This window comes from Adhaeribacter pallidiroseus, assembly GCF_003340495.1.
GTDB classification, from domain to species: domain Bacteria; phylum Bacteroidota; class Bacteroidia; order Cytophagales; family Hymenobacteraceae; genus Adhaeribacter; species Adhaeribacter pallidiroseus.
This window is the reverse complement of the sequence record NZ_QASA01000001.1, coordinates 562,160-581,719: the sequence shown is the minus strand read 5'-3', so window position 1 is coordinate 581,719 and position 19,560 is coordinate 562,160. Positions and strand designations below refer to the sequence as shown.

General features: G+C 44.0%; 14 protein-coding genes. 8 read left to right on the top strand and 6 right to left on the bottom strand.

Features of this window, described 5'->3' with window-relative positions:
- Position 1: 1 nt before the first annotated feature.
- From AHMF7616_RS02120 to AHMF7616_RS02105, 3 genes are all read right to left on the bottom strand, one after another.
- The gene (locus AHMF7616_RS02120; RefSeq protein ID WP_115371380.1) at positions 2-3,136 is read right to left on the bottom strand and encodes a TonB-dependent receptor; all 3,135 of its coding nucleotides are present in this window, start codon (positions 3,134-3,136) and stop codon (positions 2-4) included.
- Positions 3,137-3,810: 674 nt separating this feature from the next.
- The gene (locus tag AHMF7616_RS02115; RefSeq protein ID WP_115371379.1) at positions 3,811-4,023 is read right to left on the bottom strand and encodes a hypothetical protein; all 213 of its coding nucleotides are present in this window, start codon (positions 4,021-4,023) and stop codon (positions 3,811-3,813) included.
- 382 nt (positions 4,024-4,405) lie between these two features.
- A complete protein-coding gene (locus AHMF7616_RS02105) occupies positions 4,406-5,383 on the bottom strand; it encodes a Na/Pi cotransporter family protein (protein ID WP_115371377.1) in 978 nt (325 codons plus the stop codon).
- 295 nt (positions 5,384-5,678) lie between these two features.
- On the opposite strand from AHMF7616_RS02105, the gene AHMF7616_RS26150 reads away from it, so the two are divergent.
- From AHMF7616_RS26150 to AHMF7616_RS02080, 7 genes are all read left to right on the top strand, one after another.
- Positions 5,679-5,906, top strand: coding sequence for a hypothetical protein (locus AHMF7616_RS26150; RefSeq protein WP_147275589.1), 228 nt, complete (start codon positions 5,679-5,681; stop codon positions 5,904-5,906).
- A 136-nt stretch (positions 5,907-6,042) separates the two neighbouring features.
- The gene (locus tag AHMF7616_RS02100) at positions 6,043-7,827 is read left to right on the top strand and encodes a lysophospholipid acyltransferase family protein (protein WP_115371376.1); all 1,785 of its coding nucleotides are present in this window, start codon (positions 6,043-6,045) and stop codon (positions 7,825-7,827) included.
- A gap of 694 nt (positions 7,828-8,521) precedes the next feature.
- Positions 8,522-10,717 carry a SusC/RagA family TonB-linked outer membrane protein gene (locus AHMF7616_RS02095; RefSeq protein ID WP_233507267.1) on the top strand — a complete coding sequence of 732 codons (2,196 nt, stop codon included), beginning with the start codon at positions 8,522-8,524 and terminating at the stop codon, positions 10,715-10,717.
- Positions 10,666-11,583 carry a SusC/RagA family TonB-linked outer membrane protein gene (locus AHMF7616_RS26955; protein WP_233507263.1) on the top strand — a complete coding sequence of 306 codons (918 nt, stop codon included), beginning with the start codon at positions 10,666-10,668 and terminating at the stop codon, positions 11,581-11,583. Before AHMF7616_RS02095 ends, AHMF7616_RS26955 begins: the two co-directional genes overlap by 52 nt.
- A gap of 47 nt (positions 11,584-11,630) precedes the next feature.
- Positions 11,631-13,379, top strand: a complete 1,749-nt coding sequence (locus AHMF7616_RS02090; protein WP_115371375.1) for a RagB/SusD family nutrient uptake outer membrane protein — start codon at positions 11,631-11,633, stop codon at positions 13,377-13,379.
- Positions 13,380-13,586: 207 nt separating this feature from the next.
- A complete protein-coding gene (locus AHMF7616_RS02085) occupies positions 13,587-14,738 on the top strand; it encodes a phosphatidylinositol-specific phospholipase C1-like protein (protein ID WP_115371374.1) in 1,152 nt (383 codons plus the stop codon).
- A gap of 70 nt (positions 14,739-14,808) precedes the next feature.
- A complete protein-coding gene (locus AHMF7616_RS02080) occupies positions 14,809-15,384 on the top strand; it encodes a phosphonate degradation HD-domain oxygenase (RefSeq protein ID WP_115371373.1) in 576 nt (191 codons plus the stop codon).
- Positions 15,385-15,559: 175 nt separating this feature from the next.
- Here the strand turns inward: AHMF7616_RS02080 and hisJ are convergent, their stop codons facing one another.
- From hisJ to AHMF7616_RS02065, 3 genes are all read right to left on the bottom strand, one after another.
- A complete protein-coding gene (gene hisJ, locus AHMF7616_RS02075; RefSeq protein ID WP_115371372.1) occupies positions 15,560-16,423 on the bottom strand; it encodes a histidinol-phosphatase HisJ in 864 nt (287 codons plus the stop codon).
- Positions 16,424-16,489: 66 nt separating this feature from the next.
- Complete coding sequence (locus AHMF7616_RS02070) at positions 16,490-17,650, bottom strand: TIGR03364 family FAD-dependent oxidoreductase (RefSeq protein ID WP_115371371.1); 1,161 nt, start codon at positions 17,648-17,650, stop codon at positions 16,490-16,492.
- 103 nt (positions 17,651-17,753) lie between these two features.
- Positions 17,754-18,332 carry a helix-turn-helix domain-containing protein gene (locus tag AHMF7616_RS02065; RefSeq protein ID WP_115371370.1) on the bottom strand — a complete coding sequence of 193 codons (579 nt, stop codon included), beginning with the start codon at positions 18,330-18,332 and terminating at the stop codon, positions 17,754-17,756.
- An 84-nt stretch (positions 18,333-18,416) separates the two neighbouring features.
- Between AHMF7616_RS02065 and AHMF7616_RS02060 the strand changes: the two genes are divergently transcribed.
- Complete coding sequence (locus AHMF7616_RS02060) at positions 18,417-19,175, top strand: HAD family hydrolase (protein WP_115371369.1); 759 nt, start codon at positions 18,417-18,419, stop codon at positions 19,173-19,175.
- Positions 19,176-19,560 lie beyond the last annotated feature (385 nt).

The window sequence follows — 19,560 nt, the reverse complement described above, 5'->3', positions numbered from 1 at the left end:
CTTAAAAAGTAAGCTGCACCCCGAAAGAATAATAACTACCTGGCTTATAAGTGGCTTCCAGGTAGTCAGATGTAAAAGTAGGTTGGTCCGACCTGGGAATTTCGGCTAGTTTATTAGGTTTATATTTCTGATCCGGCACCACATCGCGGTAAATCCGGAAAGGTTGATTTAATAAATCCTGAACGCCTAATTTTACTTGCAGAAAACGTGTTATCCGCTGGGTAATGGTTAAGTCGATTACATGGCGGGCCAGTTCGTATTGCTCGGCGGTAAAAGAATTACCCGCCGTGGTAAGCCGTTGGCCAATTACGTTGTACTGGGCCGTAACCTGGGTGCCGGCGTTGGTATTATCGTAATAAATACCCGCGTTAATCGCGTAAGGCGAAGAACCTTGCAAAGGCCGGATGGAACGACGCGGATCGCCGGCGCTGTTAGTAAAAAGGGAATCCGGAAAAACCACTTGGGTCTTTAGTAAACTAGCATTGGCAATTACGGATACGTATTGCATAAACGGAACCGGAATAAAAGCTAACCGCTTGCGAAACTCCACTTCCAGGCCGTAAGCAGTAGATTTAGAAGTATTTAAAAAAGTGATATCGTCGTTAGCAAAGCCCGAAATGGCCTGCGAAACGTACTCAATGGGATTTTTGAGGTGTTTATAGAATGCTCCTACCGATATTATTTCATCATCCTGCGGGTAATATTCCCAGCGTAAGTCTAGGTTTTGGATAGTAGCATTTTCCAGGAAAGGATTGCCCCGGATATAAGCCAGCCGGTCGAGGTCGTAATACACCGTGGGCGATACCTCGCGAAATTCTTGCCGGTTCAGGGTTTTGCCGTAAGCCGCCCGTACCAACATTTTCGGCACAAAACGGTAGCTGATGTTCAACGATGGCAATGCGTATAGTTTTTCTTTGGCCGCCAGTACTACCGTATCCACTACCATTTCTTCGCCACGCCGCACCAAGCCAAACGGAAAAGCATTGCCGCTCACGTCCAATTTATTGTATTCCAGGCGAATGCCCCCGTATACATTGATTAATTGCCCCAGTAAGGGAATATTTAACGCAGCGTAACCGGCGTGCTGCTCGTTCGAAGCTGTATAACCCGGCGCTTCGCGCAAACCGGTGTAATCGTTAAAACCAAAGCCGGAACCATCGGCCCGGAAGTTGCGGGGCGCAAACATCCGCTGGCCGTTTAAATCGGGCCGGAAACTGTTTTCTTTAAACGTAACCAAGTCCTCGGCTAAAGGGCCAGTAATATTGGTATTAGTTAGGTAATAGGTGTATAACTTAGTATCGTAATTACGTTTGCGGTAATCGCTGAAAAAGCCGGCTTTTACGGTTAGGTTGTTTTTACCCAGGGTACGTTCGGCGTCGGCCGCGGCGGTATAGCCATTTTCGTGAAGAGTGGAGTAAAACCGGGAATTGAGTAAATTTAAGCGGTCGGCTAAAAAGAGCCGGTAATAGCCGGGTGGTTGCGGCGCATTACTCGAATCCATAACGCCGGGTAAGTTTTCGCGACGCGCTAAATTAAACCGCCGCACGTCGGGTTGCTGCTCGGTGGTATGGGCGTAACCTAAACGCCAGGTTAGCTTGGTAGGATTGGTTTTTCCCCAGGTGTGATCGCCGGCCAGCAAGCCGTTGTACAAGCCCCGGCTGCGGAAGTTGTATTGAATATTACGGCGCAGTTCTTTTTCGTAGGTACCATCGTCATCGGTGCGGTATTCGCGCACTAAGGTTTGGTTGCGGCCGAGTTGATTAAACAAATTTTTAAATTCAATAGAATGCTGCTCGTTAAAATTCCAGCGAAAATTTTGCATAGCCCCGATGCGGGCACTCTGCACGTACGTAGAATCTAAGCTGCTTTGCAAAGGATAACTTCGCACGTTCGGATCGTTGTAGCGCCGGATTTCGCCGTATTGTCGGTTAATGCGGTTAAACTCGTTGGTGAGCGTGTAACTCAACGAAGTGAGGCTGTTTAAACGCTGCTGCCCGAAATGCCACGAATCGTAATAGTTCACCACGGCCCGTTTGTCGAAATCCTGGTAGCGGCGCAGTAATTTCCAGGTGTTCGGAAAAGACTTGGCAATTTGCGCATTGGCTGCCTGCACGGCGGCCTGATCCACATTATTCTGGCGCTCTACATCCGGAAAGTTTTTAATATCGGGTAAGTTGGCCGGTAGTTTCCGGGTGCCATCATCGAAACCTAAACGATCGTACTTACCACTTTGCGAGGTGTAATAATCCATGAAGCTCGAACCCGGTCGAAATTGGCCGGAGAGCTGTATTTGCAACTGGCGGGCATTCGCGAAGCTTTTCGTATACACCTTAACCACCCCGCCCGAGAAATCGCCTTGTAGTTCCGGAGCCGGCGTTTTAGCAATTACTACCCGGTCAATCACCGAGCTATTAAGCATATCGTAGGAAAAAGCGCGGCGGTCACTTTCGGAGCTAGGTGCCGGCAAATCGTTGAGTAGCGTTAAAGTATAGCGCGGGTCCAGGCCCCGAATAATTACGAACCGGTCGCTCACCAAAGTAACCCCCGATACGCGCCGCACCACTTCGCCCGCATCGCGGTCCAAACTCTTGGTAATTTGCTCGTTCGAAATACCCGACAGAATACTCCGGGAATTGCGGATTTCGTCGATTAACAAACGTTCGGTGGTGTTTTCCGGCACTACTTTCGCGCGGATTACTACTTCGGCTAAGGTACTGTTGTCCGTTACCAGTTTGTAATCGACGCGGGTAATGGTGCCGCCTTTTACCTGCACGTTGGGTACTTTCGCCGATTTATAACCAATAAAAGAAAAAACCAACGTATGCAGTCCTTCGGGAACGTTTTTAATGGTAAAGGTGCCATCGGTATTAACAGAGGCGCCAATTTGGGTACCTTCTATTACAGCGGTAGCGCCAATTAAAGCTTCGTTAGTTTCGTAATCGCGTAAAGAGCCGGCAATGGTGCCGGCCAGCACTACCTTTTTAGTAACTAAGAATTTTTCCGGTAAAATAACCGGCCGGGAAGTAGCAAGGGTGAAAAAGCCCGATAAAATAAATAAAGTGGTTAAACAAAAATAAGAGCTCTTATTTATGTTAATCGGGTAACAATTAATTTTACCTGGTAAAGTTTGTTTCATAAACTAATCCAACGCTTTTAATGCATTCTTGATAAAGTACTATTGGATAAAGACAATAAATTTCCACTCTGCTTGTAGAAGCAATTTTTTAAAAAAGTAGTAAAGGCTAGGTCCTGATTTTTTACGAAATGCTAGTTTAAAACTAATTTATCCGTTTAAACTATCCCACGACGTACGCACTTAAAATAGATGTTAACTGTTCTTGTTTTATTTATCAGTTAATAATTTTTTAATTTTGCTGATAAAGTATTATCTACCAATAAGATGTTTATGCATTCGGCAATCTCAAAAACAATATTTATAATAGTATTAGACTCGGTTTAACAGGTTTATTTACTTCCGGAAAAATTTAAATTGCTTTGGATATTCTGGCTAAAACCGCAATGAACCAAAATGATCTGGCTCCTCTAAACTGTACATTGGCTTTCAATTCAAAGAAATACAAGTAGACAGCGGTTTATTTCTGGTTAAATGTACGGAGTTCTCCCTTACTCAAATGCAATTTCACTGTTATCAATTTGTTAATTAAATAAGGCCTATTTTATATTAAATAGTAATATTTAAGGGTTTAAATATGCAAGAGACATTATACCAATAGCAGTGAGTGTTTGCGAAGGGCAAATTTTTAAATTTTTCGGGCTGTTTGCCTTATTGCTTAAACATGTAAAGAAAACTTAAACTCTTTTATTTCTTAGTTTATTTGGTTTACTGATTTCGCTTAATCGGTCTATCAGGTTTATTTTTAACATTTGGTATTTGATAAAACTCTCCGGATTATCTTCCTGTTCCAGTAAAAATTCGAGGTAATAAAGGCTATCCTGGCATTCCTCGTGGCTAAGAGCCGGAATATCCAAGTCTTCAAAGATGGTAAATAGTAATCCTTCCATTCAGAATTCTATAAATTCAAAATACACGGCGCATTGATACTGCTTTGATTTAGATCTTACTAAAAAACCTTTGGTACGATGCGGAGAAATCAAAAAAGCATTTAAAATATGGCAAAGGTATACAAAACAACTCAAGAGCGTATTTCTTTAAAGTTACCCTTCGATAAAGATTGCATTACTAGTACAAGCCAGGATAGCCCAGGAAATAAATTGCTGCAGTTCCAGGAGCATTTGCTTAAACTTAAATGACGAACTTGCTAAGGTTTTTGTATTAAATATTTGTTGTGGCGTAAGTAATTCTATTCTATTGTTGCCCGTTGCGCCAATAAGCAAAGCTATAGTTGCTGCCCAGCCCAACAGTAAGCTTGCTGTTGGTTTTTAATTATTTCTCGGGATTAGCCAGATGGGCTGGCGACGTAGTTGGGTGTTGCTCCGGGATAACAAAATTAATTAATCGTTCGGTTAAAGGCACGAACGGTATATAAATAAAAACACCCAAACAATTAAATAACACATGTGCATTCGCAATCTGCCGCTCTAGTGGCGCTTCACCGGATAAGTAATGCACTAACTGCCCAAACGGCGTAAAGAGAATTAAGGCCAGGATAATGGTAGTAATATTAAAAAATAAGTGAAATATACCTGTTTTAACGGCTTGGCGGCTCCGGCCAATAGAGGCCAGTAGGGTATCGGAGCAAGTACCTAATTCGGCACCCAACATTACGGCAATGCCAGCAGTAATAGTAATGAGTTTTTTAGCACCCAAGGCTATTACCATGCCCACCGTAGCCGAAGAAGACTGAATAATTAAGGTAACTAGTGCTCCTATTCCTACTCCTTTTAACGGCTTTTCCAAAGCCAGCATCCAACCGGCAAATTCAGGACTTTGGCGCAGAGGTGCCACGGAATCTTCTATCACGTACAAGCCGAAAAAGATTAATCCAAAACCCAGTAAAACCCGGCCGATGTTTTTAGGCAAACGCTTTTTAGCCAACATTAGTAACAAAAAACCAATAGCCATTAACACCGACGAATATTTACCGACATCTAAAGCAATTATCTGGCTGGAGATAGTGGTACCAATATTGGCTCCCATTACAATGCCCATGGCTTGCCGGAAGGTAAGCGCCCGCGATTTAACCAAGGCAATGGTCATGATAATCACGGCCGAAGAAGAATCTAATAAAATTGTGATGATAGTGCCCGAAGCGATGCCGGTAAATAAATTGCCCGTAAACTTATTCAGGTAAAATTGCAGTTTACCGCCTGCCACCGATTTTAAGCTCTCGGACAGATAATGCAGCGCGTACAAAAACAAAGTTAAACCGCCAATTAACGAAAGAATAATGGACTCGAACATACGGCCTGCGGGTTGTTAAAAACACCCTCAAGATAGTATATCGGAACACGCCCCTCTTATTTAGCAGGGTTAAGAAATAATTAAGGTTTCGCCAAATTTAAAAAAATGCTTTTTAAATGGCTTATGCGCCTCATTTTACTAATACCGGCCTACTTTCTTAATTGTAAGTAACAGGACAAAATTAAGTTGATAAAAACCTGAGTTTAAGTATTTGATTATTAATTTATTAACGATCTAACAACGAACAACTAAAAACAACCAACTACTTAATTGCGCCTATGTTAAGAATAGTTGTTTGAAAAAAGGAATTTTACAGGACTTGGGCCAAAGATCTTTAAAGCTGGTTGTGAAGAAACAACCAAAAGCGCAGGCCCGTTATTACTGTCTTCCCGGTCAATTTCTGCGTAAGTCTTGTTTTATTTCAAATCTCTTAAATAAGCCACCACCATTTAGTGGAGCGCAATGGGCAAAACTTAGTCCTTACATGGTTGTTTTGCGGAGTTTTTCCGTTTTCCGGGATTAATGCTGACTAACGAACAGGCTTCCAGATTTGCCTCAAGGCAAGCTAGCTACTAATAAAGGAATATAATCTAAGATTAATATAGCGGTAATAATCAAATAATATTGATAAAGCAAATTGGGCCCGAAAGGATTATCATTTGGAAAAACACCACCTAAGCAACCAGGCGCCTATGGACATTATTTCCCGCGAAGAATTTGCCAAAACACCTGCTTTTTTTAAAAAAAACCTCGGGTTCTTAGCGCCCTGGCTCATGCGCCTGCTTCAACTAGACCAATTAAATCAAATCTACCAACAATCCCACACGTTACATGGCTTGCCTTTTATCGACAACATTCTGGAGCAACTACAGGTAAAATACGAAATAGACGCTCAGGAACTCGCAAAAATACCCGCTAAAGGTGCATTTATAGCTATTGCCAACCACCCCTACGGTGGCCTGGATGGCTTACTGATGCTGAAGATTCTGGCGGCTCTCCGGCCCGAATTTAAGATGCTCGCCAACCCTATCCTCAAAAAATTACCAAATATTGAAGATTTTCTAATTCCGATTAATCCTTTTAAAACGCCCACCCAGAACCAGGTACCGGGGGTTCGCAAAGCGTTACGCTTGCTCCAGGATGACGTGCCGGTAGGCTTATTTCCGGCCGGCGAAGTATCTAGTTGGCAAAAAAAAAGCCATAAAGTAATGGATCCGGAGTGGCACGCGGGCTTAGCCGGGCTCATTCATAAAGCCGGTGTACCGGTGGTACCTATTTATTTTAGCGGTGGCAACAGTATTTATTTTAATGTATTAGGCATTTTTCATCCGTTTTTGCGAACCTTGCGTTTGCCGGCCGAATTATTAAACAAAGAAGGCTTGTGCGTAAAAATCCGGATTGGCAAACCAATTCCGTACTCCGAGTTAAGCCAGCTGCCAGCCCCGGAACTGCTCCCCTATTTACGCGCGAAAACATACGCTTTAGGTACCCGTTTTTTAAAAAATAATTATTATTGGCCTTCTAAACTAACTTCCCCCGCCAATAAACCTATTATTCCGGAAACCGATGCCTTACTTTTGCAACAAGAACTAGCCCAGCTCTCAACTGAAAATTTGCTTTTTACCCACCAGCATTACCAGGTTTATGTAGCAGCCAGTTCCCAGATTCCAAACATTTTACGGGAAATAGGCCGGTTGCGCGAAATTACTTTCCGGGAAGTAGGCGAAGGCACCCACCACGAAACCGATCTGGATGTGTTTGATCAACATTACGAACATCTGTTTATGTATGATACCCGCGCTCAATTAATAGTGGGGGCATACCGGTTAGGCATCGGCAAAGAAATATTTCAGCAATTTGGCCGAAGCGGTTTTTATCTGCACTCTTTATTTAAGTTAAAAAAACATTTTATTCCTATCCTGGAGCGATCGCTGGAGTTGGGCCGCTCTTTTGTGCGCGCCGAATACCAGAAAAAAACCTTGCCTTTGCTGCTGCTTTGGAAAGGCATTGCGGTATTTTTAACCGGCAAAAAACATTGTCAATACTTACTGGGTCCGGTAAGCATCAGCGATTATTTTTCCGCTACTTCTAAAAGCTTAATTGTCGAATTTATCCGGGAACACTACTTCGATCACGATTTAGCCACGTTGGTAACTCCCCGGAAAAAGTTTCGGTACCGAAGTTCCTCTTATTATTCCGAAAATATTTTGAAGAAGAACATTCACTCCGTAAAATCCCTCGACGAACTTATTGCGGAAATTGAACCCCGACATTTGCGCCTACCGGTTTTACTGAAAAAATATCTCAAACAAAACGCCAAGATTATCGGCTTTAACATCGATCCTAAATTTTCAAACTCCCTGGATGGTTTGCTGATTATGAATGTAAAAGATATATCCAGCGCCACGCAGTTGTTACTCGACCGCATTACCCTGGAAGAATAGAGAACCCTTCCGCCCTCCGGGCACCTTCCCTAAAAACAGGGAAGGAGATGTGGCTTTTTGCATTTACCATTTACCATACTAAGCGGAACTGATAACTTTAGCTTGCAGTAAAGAATTGACGCTAATGATCTTTTGTCCCTAATTCTATGATAACTGGTTCTTGGTAAATGGTACTTGCAGAAAGCTTCCCTCCTTGTATAAGGAGGGATTGGGAGTGGTTGATTTCTTCCTAAGTTTTACTCACCTGCATGAAATTTTTAAAATTTTCTTTTACTGCTACTCTTCACCTGTAACAATTACTTAATACCAATCCACCCTTCTTAACACAATCATAACTTTTAGCTAAAGTTGGTTTAACACAGAAATGCTCTCTTTGCACTCAGAAAATAAACCTCTATGATTTTAGTAAGAGTAGCTCATTTTTCCACGGATTTGCCCCAAACGCAAAAGCCCCAGAACACAGTGTTATCCCGGGTAATTTTTAAAAATTATTCAGGTAAGGTTAAAAACAAGTAATCCGCTTCGTTTAAGAATGCCCTGGTGCTGATTTTTCTCGCAAAGGAGCCTTTCATGGGGTTCTACTTGTGCTGCCCTTACCATGAAGGGATAACCTCTAACCACCTGACCGATCAGCCATTTTTAGCTGTGCGAAAACTGCTTCAGAATACCCAAACAAAGACTTTAATTTAAAAATATGAAGATTAAACTTTACCCGGTAAAAATCTTACCTCCCGTATCCATTATTACGGCGTTTCTGCTGAGTTTGCCGCCCACGGCTCCCTTGCAAGCCCACGCATTAGCAAAACAAGCAGCAACGGCATTGTACCAGACAACCGACGAAATTACCGTTACTGGTACGGTGCGGGATGATCAGGGAGCTTTGCCCGGGGCTTCTATCTTAATTAAAAATACCAACAAAGGCACCACCACCGATGCCAACGGCAGTTTCCGGTTACAGGCGAATCGGGGCGATGTGCTGGTATTTAGCATGATCGGTTATCAGGCCCAGGAACAAGTGGTAGGCAGCGGCCAAATAGCTATTACTTTAAAAGCCGATACCAAGCAATTAAACGAAGTGGTGGTAGTGGGTTACGGTACCCAAAAAAGGTCCGATGTTACGGGGGCCATTGCTTCGGTTAACAGCGAAAGTTTTAATAAAGGCGTGGTAACCAACCCCGGCGAATTGTTGCAGGGTAAACTGGCCGGTGTCTCCATTGCCGCCAATAGTGGGGAGCCAGGAGCCACCCAGGATATCGTTATCCGGGGTATTGGTAGCTTACGGTCCGGAACGCAGCCGCTTTACGTAGTCGATGGATTTGTATTGGACAATTCTGCCACGGGAGTTCCCACCAATCCCCTGAACTTTATCAACCCCAACGATATTGAAAGCATTGATGTGCTGAAGGATGCCAGTGCCACGGCCGTATATGGTTCCCGAGCCTCCAATGGGGTGGTTGTAATTACCACTAAAAAAGGCAAGGGAAAACCGCAAGTTAATTTTTCCGCTTCCGCCGCAGTGTCGTCGATAGCCAGAAAAATAGACGTTTTCGATGCGGACGCTTTTCGCCAACAAGTGGCAGCCGTGGGAGGAACCTTGCAAGACTTAGGAGGCAATACCAACTGGCAAGAGGAATTGACTCAAAAAGGTATCTCCCAAAACTATAATTTATCTATGAGCGGCGCCAGCACGGATAATTTCTCCTACTACGCATCCGCCGGCTATCAGGATCAGGAAGGAATTTTAAAAAACAGCCGGCTGAAACGGTATTCCGGAAAATTAAACATGAACCAACGGGCGTTCAATGGCCGCTTAAATATAGATTATAATATTACGGCCTCCCACACCGAGAATTTACGTCCCGAGATTACCTCCACCATCAGTGATATGCTGAGTTTGAACCCCACGGTTCCGGCGTATACGAATGGGGTGCCATCCCTATTACCTACTAACGCCTTAAATCCACTGACCCGGTATAATTTATATAGCGACAATGCTATTAACAACCGTATTCTGGCCAATGTTTCCCCCTCCCTGGAGATAGTAAAAGGCCTGACTTATAAATTAAATTTCGGGCTTGATTATTCGGCTACTAACCGGAACCAGCAGTACAAACCTTTTCTGGGCGTTATTAACGAGTCCGATATTTCCAATGGGGTGCTGGATGCGGGCGTAAACGCGAATACCAATCAACTAATCGAGAATACGCTTAATTATAACTGGAACCAGGATGCGCACAACGTAACGGTTTTGGCCGGCCATTCTTTCCAGAAATTTATGGATGAAACCCGGATTTCTACTTACCGCGGCTTTGCCAATAATAACATCGATCCTATTTACCAGGACCATACCAGTACCGTTCAATTCCCAACAGCGGTAAATTCCGAAGCCATTAAAAACGAGTTGCAATCTTTCTTCGGCCGCTTAAACTACGTTTACGCCAATAAATACATGTTTACCGCTACGCTGCGAGCCGATGGTTCATCTAAGTTTGGCCAGAATAACCGGTACGGGTACTTTCCTTCTTTTGCGGCTGGCTGGAACATCAGCAACGAAGATTTTATGACTAATTCCATTTTCAACAACTTAAAGCTGCGGGCCAGCTGGGGCCAGACCGGTAACCAGGAAATTCCCTCTAAAATCACCAAAGCCAGTTATTTAGAGCAACGATTATTAACGGGAACCGGCAGTACCAGTACCTATCCTATTGCCCCGAATGCTACCTCATTAGAAGGTTATCCTTACGGCATTATTTTTACCCGCCTGGCCAATCCGGATTTACAATGGGAGGTTTCCACCCAGGTAGATGTAGGAATTGATTTTGCCTTTTTAATTCCCGGTTGTCTGGTACGCTGGATTATTTTAATAAACAATCATCCAATATATTATTAGAAGTTGTTCCGGCCGATCCGGTGCAGCCTACCTCTACCTACTGGACCAATATTCCGGACATGAAAATCCAGAACAATGGAGCCGAGTTATCTTTGAATTACAGCAGCGATCCCCAAGGCGACTTTTCTTATAGCTTGGGAGGAAATATCACTTATATTAAAAATCAGGTAAAAGAATCACCGTATTCGGTTTTGGCAACGGGGGCTGCCCAAGGAGCTGGCCAAACAGGCGCCACCATTAACGGCTATATTAACAACGAGCCGCTAGGCGCCTTCTATATGTACCAATTTGATGGCATTAATGAAACGGGCCAAAACATTTTCCGGGATACCAATAACGATGGCGCCATCCTGGACAATGACCGCGTGGTAGTAGGCAGTGCGATTCCTAAATTTATTTATGGGTATAATCTAAACCTAAAGTACAAAGCTTTTGACCTAGGTTTAAACTTTAATGGGGTAGCCGGCAATAAGGTGTACAATCACACGAACATGACCCTGTTCAGTAAAGCCCTGCTGGCCAAATCCAATAACGCCACCGATTTTGCCGTGCAGTATCCCAACGAGGTGTTGAGCAATGCCAATATTGTCTCGACCCGTTATCTGGAGAATGGCTCATTCTTACGATTGAACAACGCTACGCTGGCTTATAATGTAAAATTAGCCGGTACTAAACTGGCCAATGTTTTCCAGCGCATCAGTCTTAACCTAACCGGCCAAAACTTGTTTGTGCTTACCGATTATACCGGCTTCGACCCGGAAGTGAATACTGGATCGGCTGCTGGAGGTATCCAAACCTTTGGTATCGACCGGTTTACCTACCCAAGATCCAGAACCTTTCTGCTGGGTGTTAATCTAACTTTCTAAAAGAAAACAAACGATTCAGTTACTATTCCGTGAATACTTTAAATAAAATGAAAAATATAAGACTAAATAAAACCTTACCTCTAATTGTAATTTTATTTACTTTTTTAGGTTGTACTGATTTAGAAGAAGAGGTTCTGGATGAGTCACTAACCGGAACCGGCCAGGCGGAAATTGTAAGCGGGTCCATAGCGCCGGTTTACGGTCTTCTCCGGGCGGGGGTATGGATGCACACGGTTAATTTTGGCTTGCAAGAGGTAGCTTCAGATGAAGGCATTCTTCCCTACCGGGGCGGTACCGACTGGTACGATGGCGGCAAGTTCATTGCGGTTCACCAACATTTAATGACTCCCAGCAATGGTTTGGTAACCGATACCTGGACCCAAATAACCTTAACTTTATCCAGAGCCCAAATTGCGGCGGAAAGATTAAGTCAGGAAGCTAAAAAGGGTAATGCCGGTGCGCAGGATGCTTATTACGAAATGGTAGCCATGAAAGCTTACCTGAATATGCTGGCCCTGGACAACTGGGGCCTGGTTTTCAAAAAAGAGCTTTCCAGCGAAAGATCCCAAATTCTTCGAAGGCAAGAAGCCGTGGATTACCTCGAAAGCGAGCTTTTGTCGGTAGTGGATGTTATTAAAAACGATAAAGACCCAGCCCGGTTAAACCAGGCAGCGGTGAAGGCTTTTTTGGCCCGTTTGTATTTAAATGCAGCGGTTTACCGCGATCCCTACGGTAAACCTGATTTTAGAAAAGCGGACATGGATAAGGTAATCCAATATACCAACGATATTATTTCCGGACCATATGCCTTATCGCCGGAGTATTTTGATTTGTTTAGTGATAATAACCACACGAATCCGGAACTTATCTTTGCCCTGGATCAAAGAGGCGTATTGGAAACCGAGCACCAACGGTGGGCTTATTGGTCCATATCCGGTGATCAGGTTCCCCGACCGGAATTCCCGAATACCCGGGGCACAGATGCCGTAGCAGTTACTCCTGATTTTTACCAGACTTGGGTAGATGCTTATGGTAATACCGACCCGGCCGATGCCGATGCCCGTTTTTTTAAAAAAAATACCATGGTGCCGGATAACCTGAAAGATCTTACCGGCATGACTCCTTTAAATGATGCGGAGCATTACTACTGCGTGGATGCTACCGCGTTTGAACAGGATCGGGGAATCCTGCGGGGTGTTATTTGGGGTCCTAGAAAAGATGCCAACGGTAATATTCTCAAATGCGATGACGGTAAAGTAAGAATCTATCCCGTTATCAACAGAAGAACCAGTGGCGCCAACCTCCAATATGTTAATCATACCCGCCAGGTTGATTTTACTACGGAGGGAAGTTTACATAATACCGGTTACCGGTTTTCCAAATACCAGTTCAGCCATACTGCCACCAATTGTTGCAGCTACAGTAGTGTGGATCTGGTGTTGGTTCGCCTGGGAGAAATTTATTTAATGCGGGCAGAAGCCAAGTTAAGAAATGGCGACAATGCCGGGGCTTTAGCGGATGTGAATACCTTAAGAACTGCCCGGAATGCCCGCCCGGATCAAACGCCGGATGCCTTAACTACTATTGACCTGGATGTACTGTTCCGGGAATCGGGATTTGAGCTGTACTGGGAAGGGTTCAGAAGAAACTATCAAATCCGGTTTGGCAAATACGAAGGCGGCTGGACCGGGAAGACCGATGGCGATGTCCATAAAAGATTGTTCCCGCTTCCGCAACGAGCAGTTGATGGCGCTTCCAGCGAAGAAGATTTCTTAGTGCAAAACCAAGGATATTAATCCTAAAGTGCTTTAATCGTGGCTTAAACCCGGCAGATTTTGGAAACTTGCCGGGTTTGTTTCTTTTTTAATTTAGTTATCACATCAGTAAAATCAGGTTTACTCCAAGTGAAAAATTAGATTACCTTACCCAAAACAGGGTCGCTGTCTTAATACTTTTTTTAAAAATCAGTTAAACAAAAACCTTTACTCTCAAGACTTATTCGAATGAAAAATATTGCTTGGTCGCTAATTCTTACTAGTGCTATTGGGAGCTTTGGCTTAACTCCACCAAAAGAAAACCACTTAATACAAGCCACTTCCCTTGTAAATCACAAAAAATATTTAGTAGATGTTCCTTCTGCGGATAACCTGCCGTTAAATCAAATTCAGGTGATTGGCTCGCACAACAGCTACAAACAGCCCTTAGATCCGCCGGTTTACCAAATGCTCAAAAAAGCAGATTCTACGCTGGTAAAAGCCATTGATTACAGCCATTTAAGTTTATCGGAGCAACTCGACCGCGGTTTGCTGAACCTGGAAATTGATATTTACGCAGATGTGAAAGGCAGCAAATACGCCAATCCGAAAGGTTTGGAATGGTCAACGGCTGGACAAGTAAAACCCTTTGATCCAGAAGGAATAATGAGAGAACCGGGCTTTAAAGTAATGCACATTCAGGATATTGATTTCCGGAGTAATTGCTTAACCTTTAAAAACTGTTTGCAGGAACTCAAAAGCTGGTCAGAAAAGCACCCGAACCATTTACCCGTTTTTATTACCGTAAACGCCAAAGACGAAGCGCTGAGCAAACCTGGTTTTACCATTCCCGAAAAATTTACGGCGGAGGTGTACGACTTACTGGATAAAACCATTCAGGATAATTTAGGAAGCGAAAAATTGCTTACACCGGATATGGTAAGAGGAAAAAGTAAGACGCTGGAAACTGCTATCCTGCAAAAAGGTTGGCCTAAGGTAGGCACTGCTAAAGGCAAGTTTGTTTTTATCCTGGACGAAACTGGTCCCAAACGTGCCACTTATATTCAAAACCACCCAAGTTTACAAGGCCGTGTTTTATTTGCCAATGCCGAACCCGGCACACCCGAAGCAGCTTTCCTGATCCTGAACGATCCGAAGAAAGATTTAGCTAAGATTCAGGAGTTGGCCAAAAAAGGGTATTTAATCCGGACCCGTGCCGACGCTAATACCGTGGAAGCCCGTAGCAACGACAAATCGACTTTCGAGGCCGCCTGTAAATCGGGTGCCCAAATTATTTCCACCGATTATTACCTACCCAGCACCCATTTTAAATCCGATTACCAGATTAGTTTCCCGGATCAATCGTACTGCCGGCTGAATCCGGTGACCGTAAAAAAGTGAAAAATTTAAAAAAATCTGCTTTAACCCTCTAAATCTTATTATTAGTCATTCCGCAGTAAAACTCAGGTATATGAATCCGGAACAAATTAATACGATTGCCGAAGAAATTATCCAACTATACGTGCAGCACGGAGCCGATGATTACGTGGGCGAACCAGTATCGCAACTCGAACACATGTCGCAATGCGCGGTGCTGGCGCAGCAGGAAGGCTACGCCGATGACGTAATTCTGGCCGCTTTCTTACACGACATTGGGCACATTTGCAGCCAGCAAAAACGCGCCGAAGAAAGCATGGATGGTTTTGGAGTAATCCGTCACGAAAAAGTGGGCGCCGATTTTCTGCGTTCGAAAGGGTTCTCGGAGCGGGTAGCGCGCTTAGTAGAAAGCCACGTGCCCGCCAAACGCTACCTTACCTTTAAAGACCCGGAATACTACAATCAGCTATCCGAAGCCAGCAAGCAAACCCTGGAGTTTCAGGGCGGCCGTATGACCGCTGCCGAAGCTACTGCCTTTGAGCAAGATGACTTGTTTAACCTTAGTATCCGGATGCGCCGCTGGGACGAACTTGGCAAAGAAACAGATCAGCCAGTGGTAGAATTAGCGCAAATAAAAGAAATGTTTATCCGCCACCTGGCCAACCAATAATTTAAAAAATTGCGCTAAAGTTAGCATGGAAAACATTGCTCATGAGCAATTGGCGGAGCCGTGGGTTTGGTAATCGTCACCAACATTCCGGCGCCATTGTTTGTGTCTTCACAAACAATTTCCAAGGCTACTTTGCGCAAGCGCTACATTCAAAAAAATAATGGATTTTAATATTTTACCGGCCTATACCCGCGGTAGTTAATTTAATTGGCTGCCAGGTTCCGTTCAGCAATACCTGTACTTGTTGGTAGCCGGTTTCCAGGAGTAACTGGGCGGCATAATCAAACTTACCCGCTATTTCGCGGGGCTTATGCGCATCCGAATTGATGGTTACCGGAATTTGCAGCGCCTTCATTTGTGCTAAAATCCACCGGCCGGGGTACACTTCGGTGGTTTTGTTTTGGTACAGCCCGCGGGTATTTACTTCCACAATAGCCCCGGCCGCGGCAATTTCCCGAAGGGTTTTTAAAACTTCTTCCTGGTACCAATCTTCGGTTTCGGCAAAATAAAACCTGTTGGTATTCTGCATTTTTATTTTATCCAGGTGGCCCACAATGGTAGGGCATTGCTCGCGCACCATTTGCCGGGTTAATTCAAAATAACGCGTAACCGCTGCCCGAGTGTCTTTTTTAAAAATTTGCTCCCAACCTTCCGCAAATACTGCCGGCTTGTTGTCTATTTCCCAGTGGCGGCCATCCGGCAGAACATCCACAAAATGCACCGAACCTACCGTGTAATCTAAACCGGCCTCTTGTATAAACTTACTTCTGGGCCCGATTAACCCCGGAATAAAATCTACTTCCAGGCCCACGTAAATCTGAATTTGTGCTTGATACTGGTTTCGCAAAGCCTTGATCTCCGCCACATAAGCAGGCAATTTATCCATTTGCATATTCCAGGTAGTCGGGAACGGGATGGGTGCATGCGACGAAAAACCATAAGCCGCAAACCCTTGCGCAATGGCTTCTGCTACATAAACTACCGGCAGGTCGGAGCCATCGCAGTACGCACAATGGCTGTGGTAATTAGTCCAGGACATAAAAATTCTAAAAATTTAAAAATCGGAAGGTTGAAATTACGGAAATTATTATTGCCCAGCTTAGCTCTAGTATCCTAATCTTTGCAGATGGTACTGGGCATAGCCAGCGGCAGTGGTCATGCCTTTGCCCCCGATGCCCGTAACTATATGAATCTTCTGGTCAATCACATGTTCAAAGATTTCGGCGGATTTAGATTGCGAGTAATACCCGTTCCAGCTGCGCTTCATGCGCCAGTCCGGTAAATCTAAAATTTGCTGCGCCTCCCGCAAAATAGCGGAATTAATTTCATCTTCTACGCTGTAATCTAACTCCTGAGAAGCCGTTGTGTCGGCGTATTCGTGCGAATCGCCAATAATGATAGAACCATCCTGGGCTTGCTTAAACAAAATATGAATGCCCCATTGTTGCAAATCTGCTGCTACTTCCGCGAGCTTGAGGTTCGCGTACGACGGACAACTTTTAAAAGCATAGTACCGCCGGATAGATAAACCCGTTAAAATAGAACCGGGTAACACCACTTGCGGCAAAGGATAAGTAGCCAGCATCTGTAGTTTACAAATCTGTAAATCACTCGTCCGGAATACGTCGGGGAACAAAAATTTAAAATCGCGACCGCTGCAAATAATTACCCGCGTTGCGGTATAACTATTGTTAAAAACATCCCGCACTTCGCAAATTGAATCATTGGCGGTGCAGCCTATGATGGGAGTAGCGGGCCGGTAATCTAAACTCAACCGGGTTACCATAAACTCCAGTAAACGATGTATTAAAGTAGTGGGCTCCGCGGTAACCTCCTGCGGAAAAAATAACCCGCCTGCGCAGTAGCTTGCTTTTAAAACCGGCAAGCGCTCCCGGCATTGCGCCGCAGTCAATATCTGGCAAGAATAATCCTGCTCTTGATATTGTTGCTGCTTTTCCAGAAGTACCTGCATTTCCATTTCCGAAGAAGCTACGTACGTGGAGCCATTCTGCCTGATAGAAATATCGTATTGCGCCTGAATGTTTTTGTACGTATCCAGGCTGTTTCTACCGTAAGTAAACCAATCCCCATCGGCCATACCGGAAGGAACAATTTGCCCGAAATTACGCACGGTTGCCTCCGTCGGGCGTGGATCTTTTTCCAGCAATAACACCTTTAAACCTTGCTGCAAAGCAAAGTACGCGTGAAAAGCTCCTAATACGCCGGCGCCCACTATAATTAAATCAAATTTTGCCTGATGGTTCATGTAAATAGGGATGCTTCTTTTAAAACGAAGTTAATACTGTTTCCTATAAGTAAACATTTCAAACGTTTATCTTATTGTTAATTTTAGTGTGTAGTAAGTTAAATTACTCCGTGGACCGGATCAGGTAAACTTTAAATAAGCGGGCAGGTAAATCGGTTTCGTTGATAACCGAATGCGGTACAATGCCGTCGAAATACAAAGTATCGCCTTTCAGTAAAGTAACGTTTTCGCCTTTTAACCCATAAGTAACCTGGCCTTCCAGTACGTGAATTAACTCCAAGGCATCGGTTGATATGGGCTTGCGGTGGGTGTATGCATTTATTATAACTTCGTTAACCCGCAAATTAAAATTGGTTAAGTTTTGAGATAACAAATATTTATAAATTAAGCCTTTAGAATCGGTACGAGGTTCTATTTGCCCAGTTCCTTCGCGCACCAGCAAGTAAGGCAACTGGTGGCTGCCATTCATATTTTTAACCAAAACGGCTACATCAACTTCCAGCGAATCGGCAATGGTCAGGAGTACCGGCAAGGAAGGAATAGTGCGGTAATTTTCTATTTTAGAGATGAGCCCGGCCGACAGATTGCTGCGCCGGGCCAGCTCCCGTAAACTCAAACCTTTTTCTTTTCTTAACTGCAAAATGCGCATACCAATCAGGCTAAGTTTGTCGGGTTTCATCATTTGATAATAATTAAATAACAGAAAGTGAATAAAATTTATGCTTAAATTTAGTGCATATTAGTAAACAAATTTAAAAAAATCAGCATGGAACCCATCCAATTATTGGTGTTTGATATGGCCGGTACAACGGTGCAGGATCATAAAGAAGTAGAATCCTGCTTTGCCGAGGCTGCCCGGCAAACCGGCTTACTCGCCACCGAAGAACGCATATTAGCGGTACAAGGCATGGCCAAAAGAGCGGTTTTCGAGATGCTCTGGCAAGAACAAACCAACGAACACCCAGCAGCCCTCCAGGATAAAGTAGAACACTCCTACCAGGTTTTTAAATCTATTCTGGAACACCATTACCAAAATCACCCGGTAAAACCAACGGAAGGTTGTTTGGAACTGTTTGACTTTTTAAAAAAACAGCAAGTTAAAATTGCTTTAACAACCGGCTTTTACCGCCGGGTAACCAATATTATTCTGGAAAAACTCGGCTGGCACATCGGTTTAGACCAGAATTACATTGGTTCTAGTAATTCTTTGCTGGCCATAGCCATTGCCAGCGACGAAGTGGCTCAAGGCCGCCCCAGTCCCTTAATGATCCAGAAAGCCATGGCCACTCTGGGCATTTCGGATCCCAAAAGAGTAGTTAACATTGGCGATACCCCTTCGGATTTAGCCTCGGGTTTAAACGCTGACTGCGCAGCCAGTTTTGGCGTTACGAACGGCACCCATACCCACCAGCAACTGCAACAATATCCTAACAATGGCTTATTTCCTTCTTTAACCGCCGTGCACCAATATTTAAAAAAGAACCATCTGATGGTAAAATTGCCCGTTGCCGAAGTAAATTTTTAAATTTTTCTTTGCGCGAGCTCAAACCATTGTATTTCGGTTACTCTAAAACTTTAGTTACCAGAAGGTGTTTTTACCACCTCTGCCCCTCCTAAAACAGGAGGGGAGCTTTTGGGAATTTACCAGGTACCAAATGCCCTTTACCATTAATGTGAATAATTGAACACCATGGCGCGGATTTACTTCCGTGACTTGCCCAGATTATCTATCTAGCAACCGTTAATTTTTAATTATAAGTAAAAAGGTGAAGAAGTAACCTTGGTTTATAATTGTCTAAGCTATAATGAAATAGAAATTAAAAAAAGCTCCCCTCCTTGGATAAGGAGGGGTTAGGGGTGGTTGATTCTTTGCCTCGGCTAAACTAGATATTTAAAATAATTGCTGTACT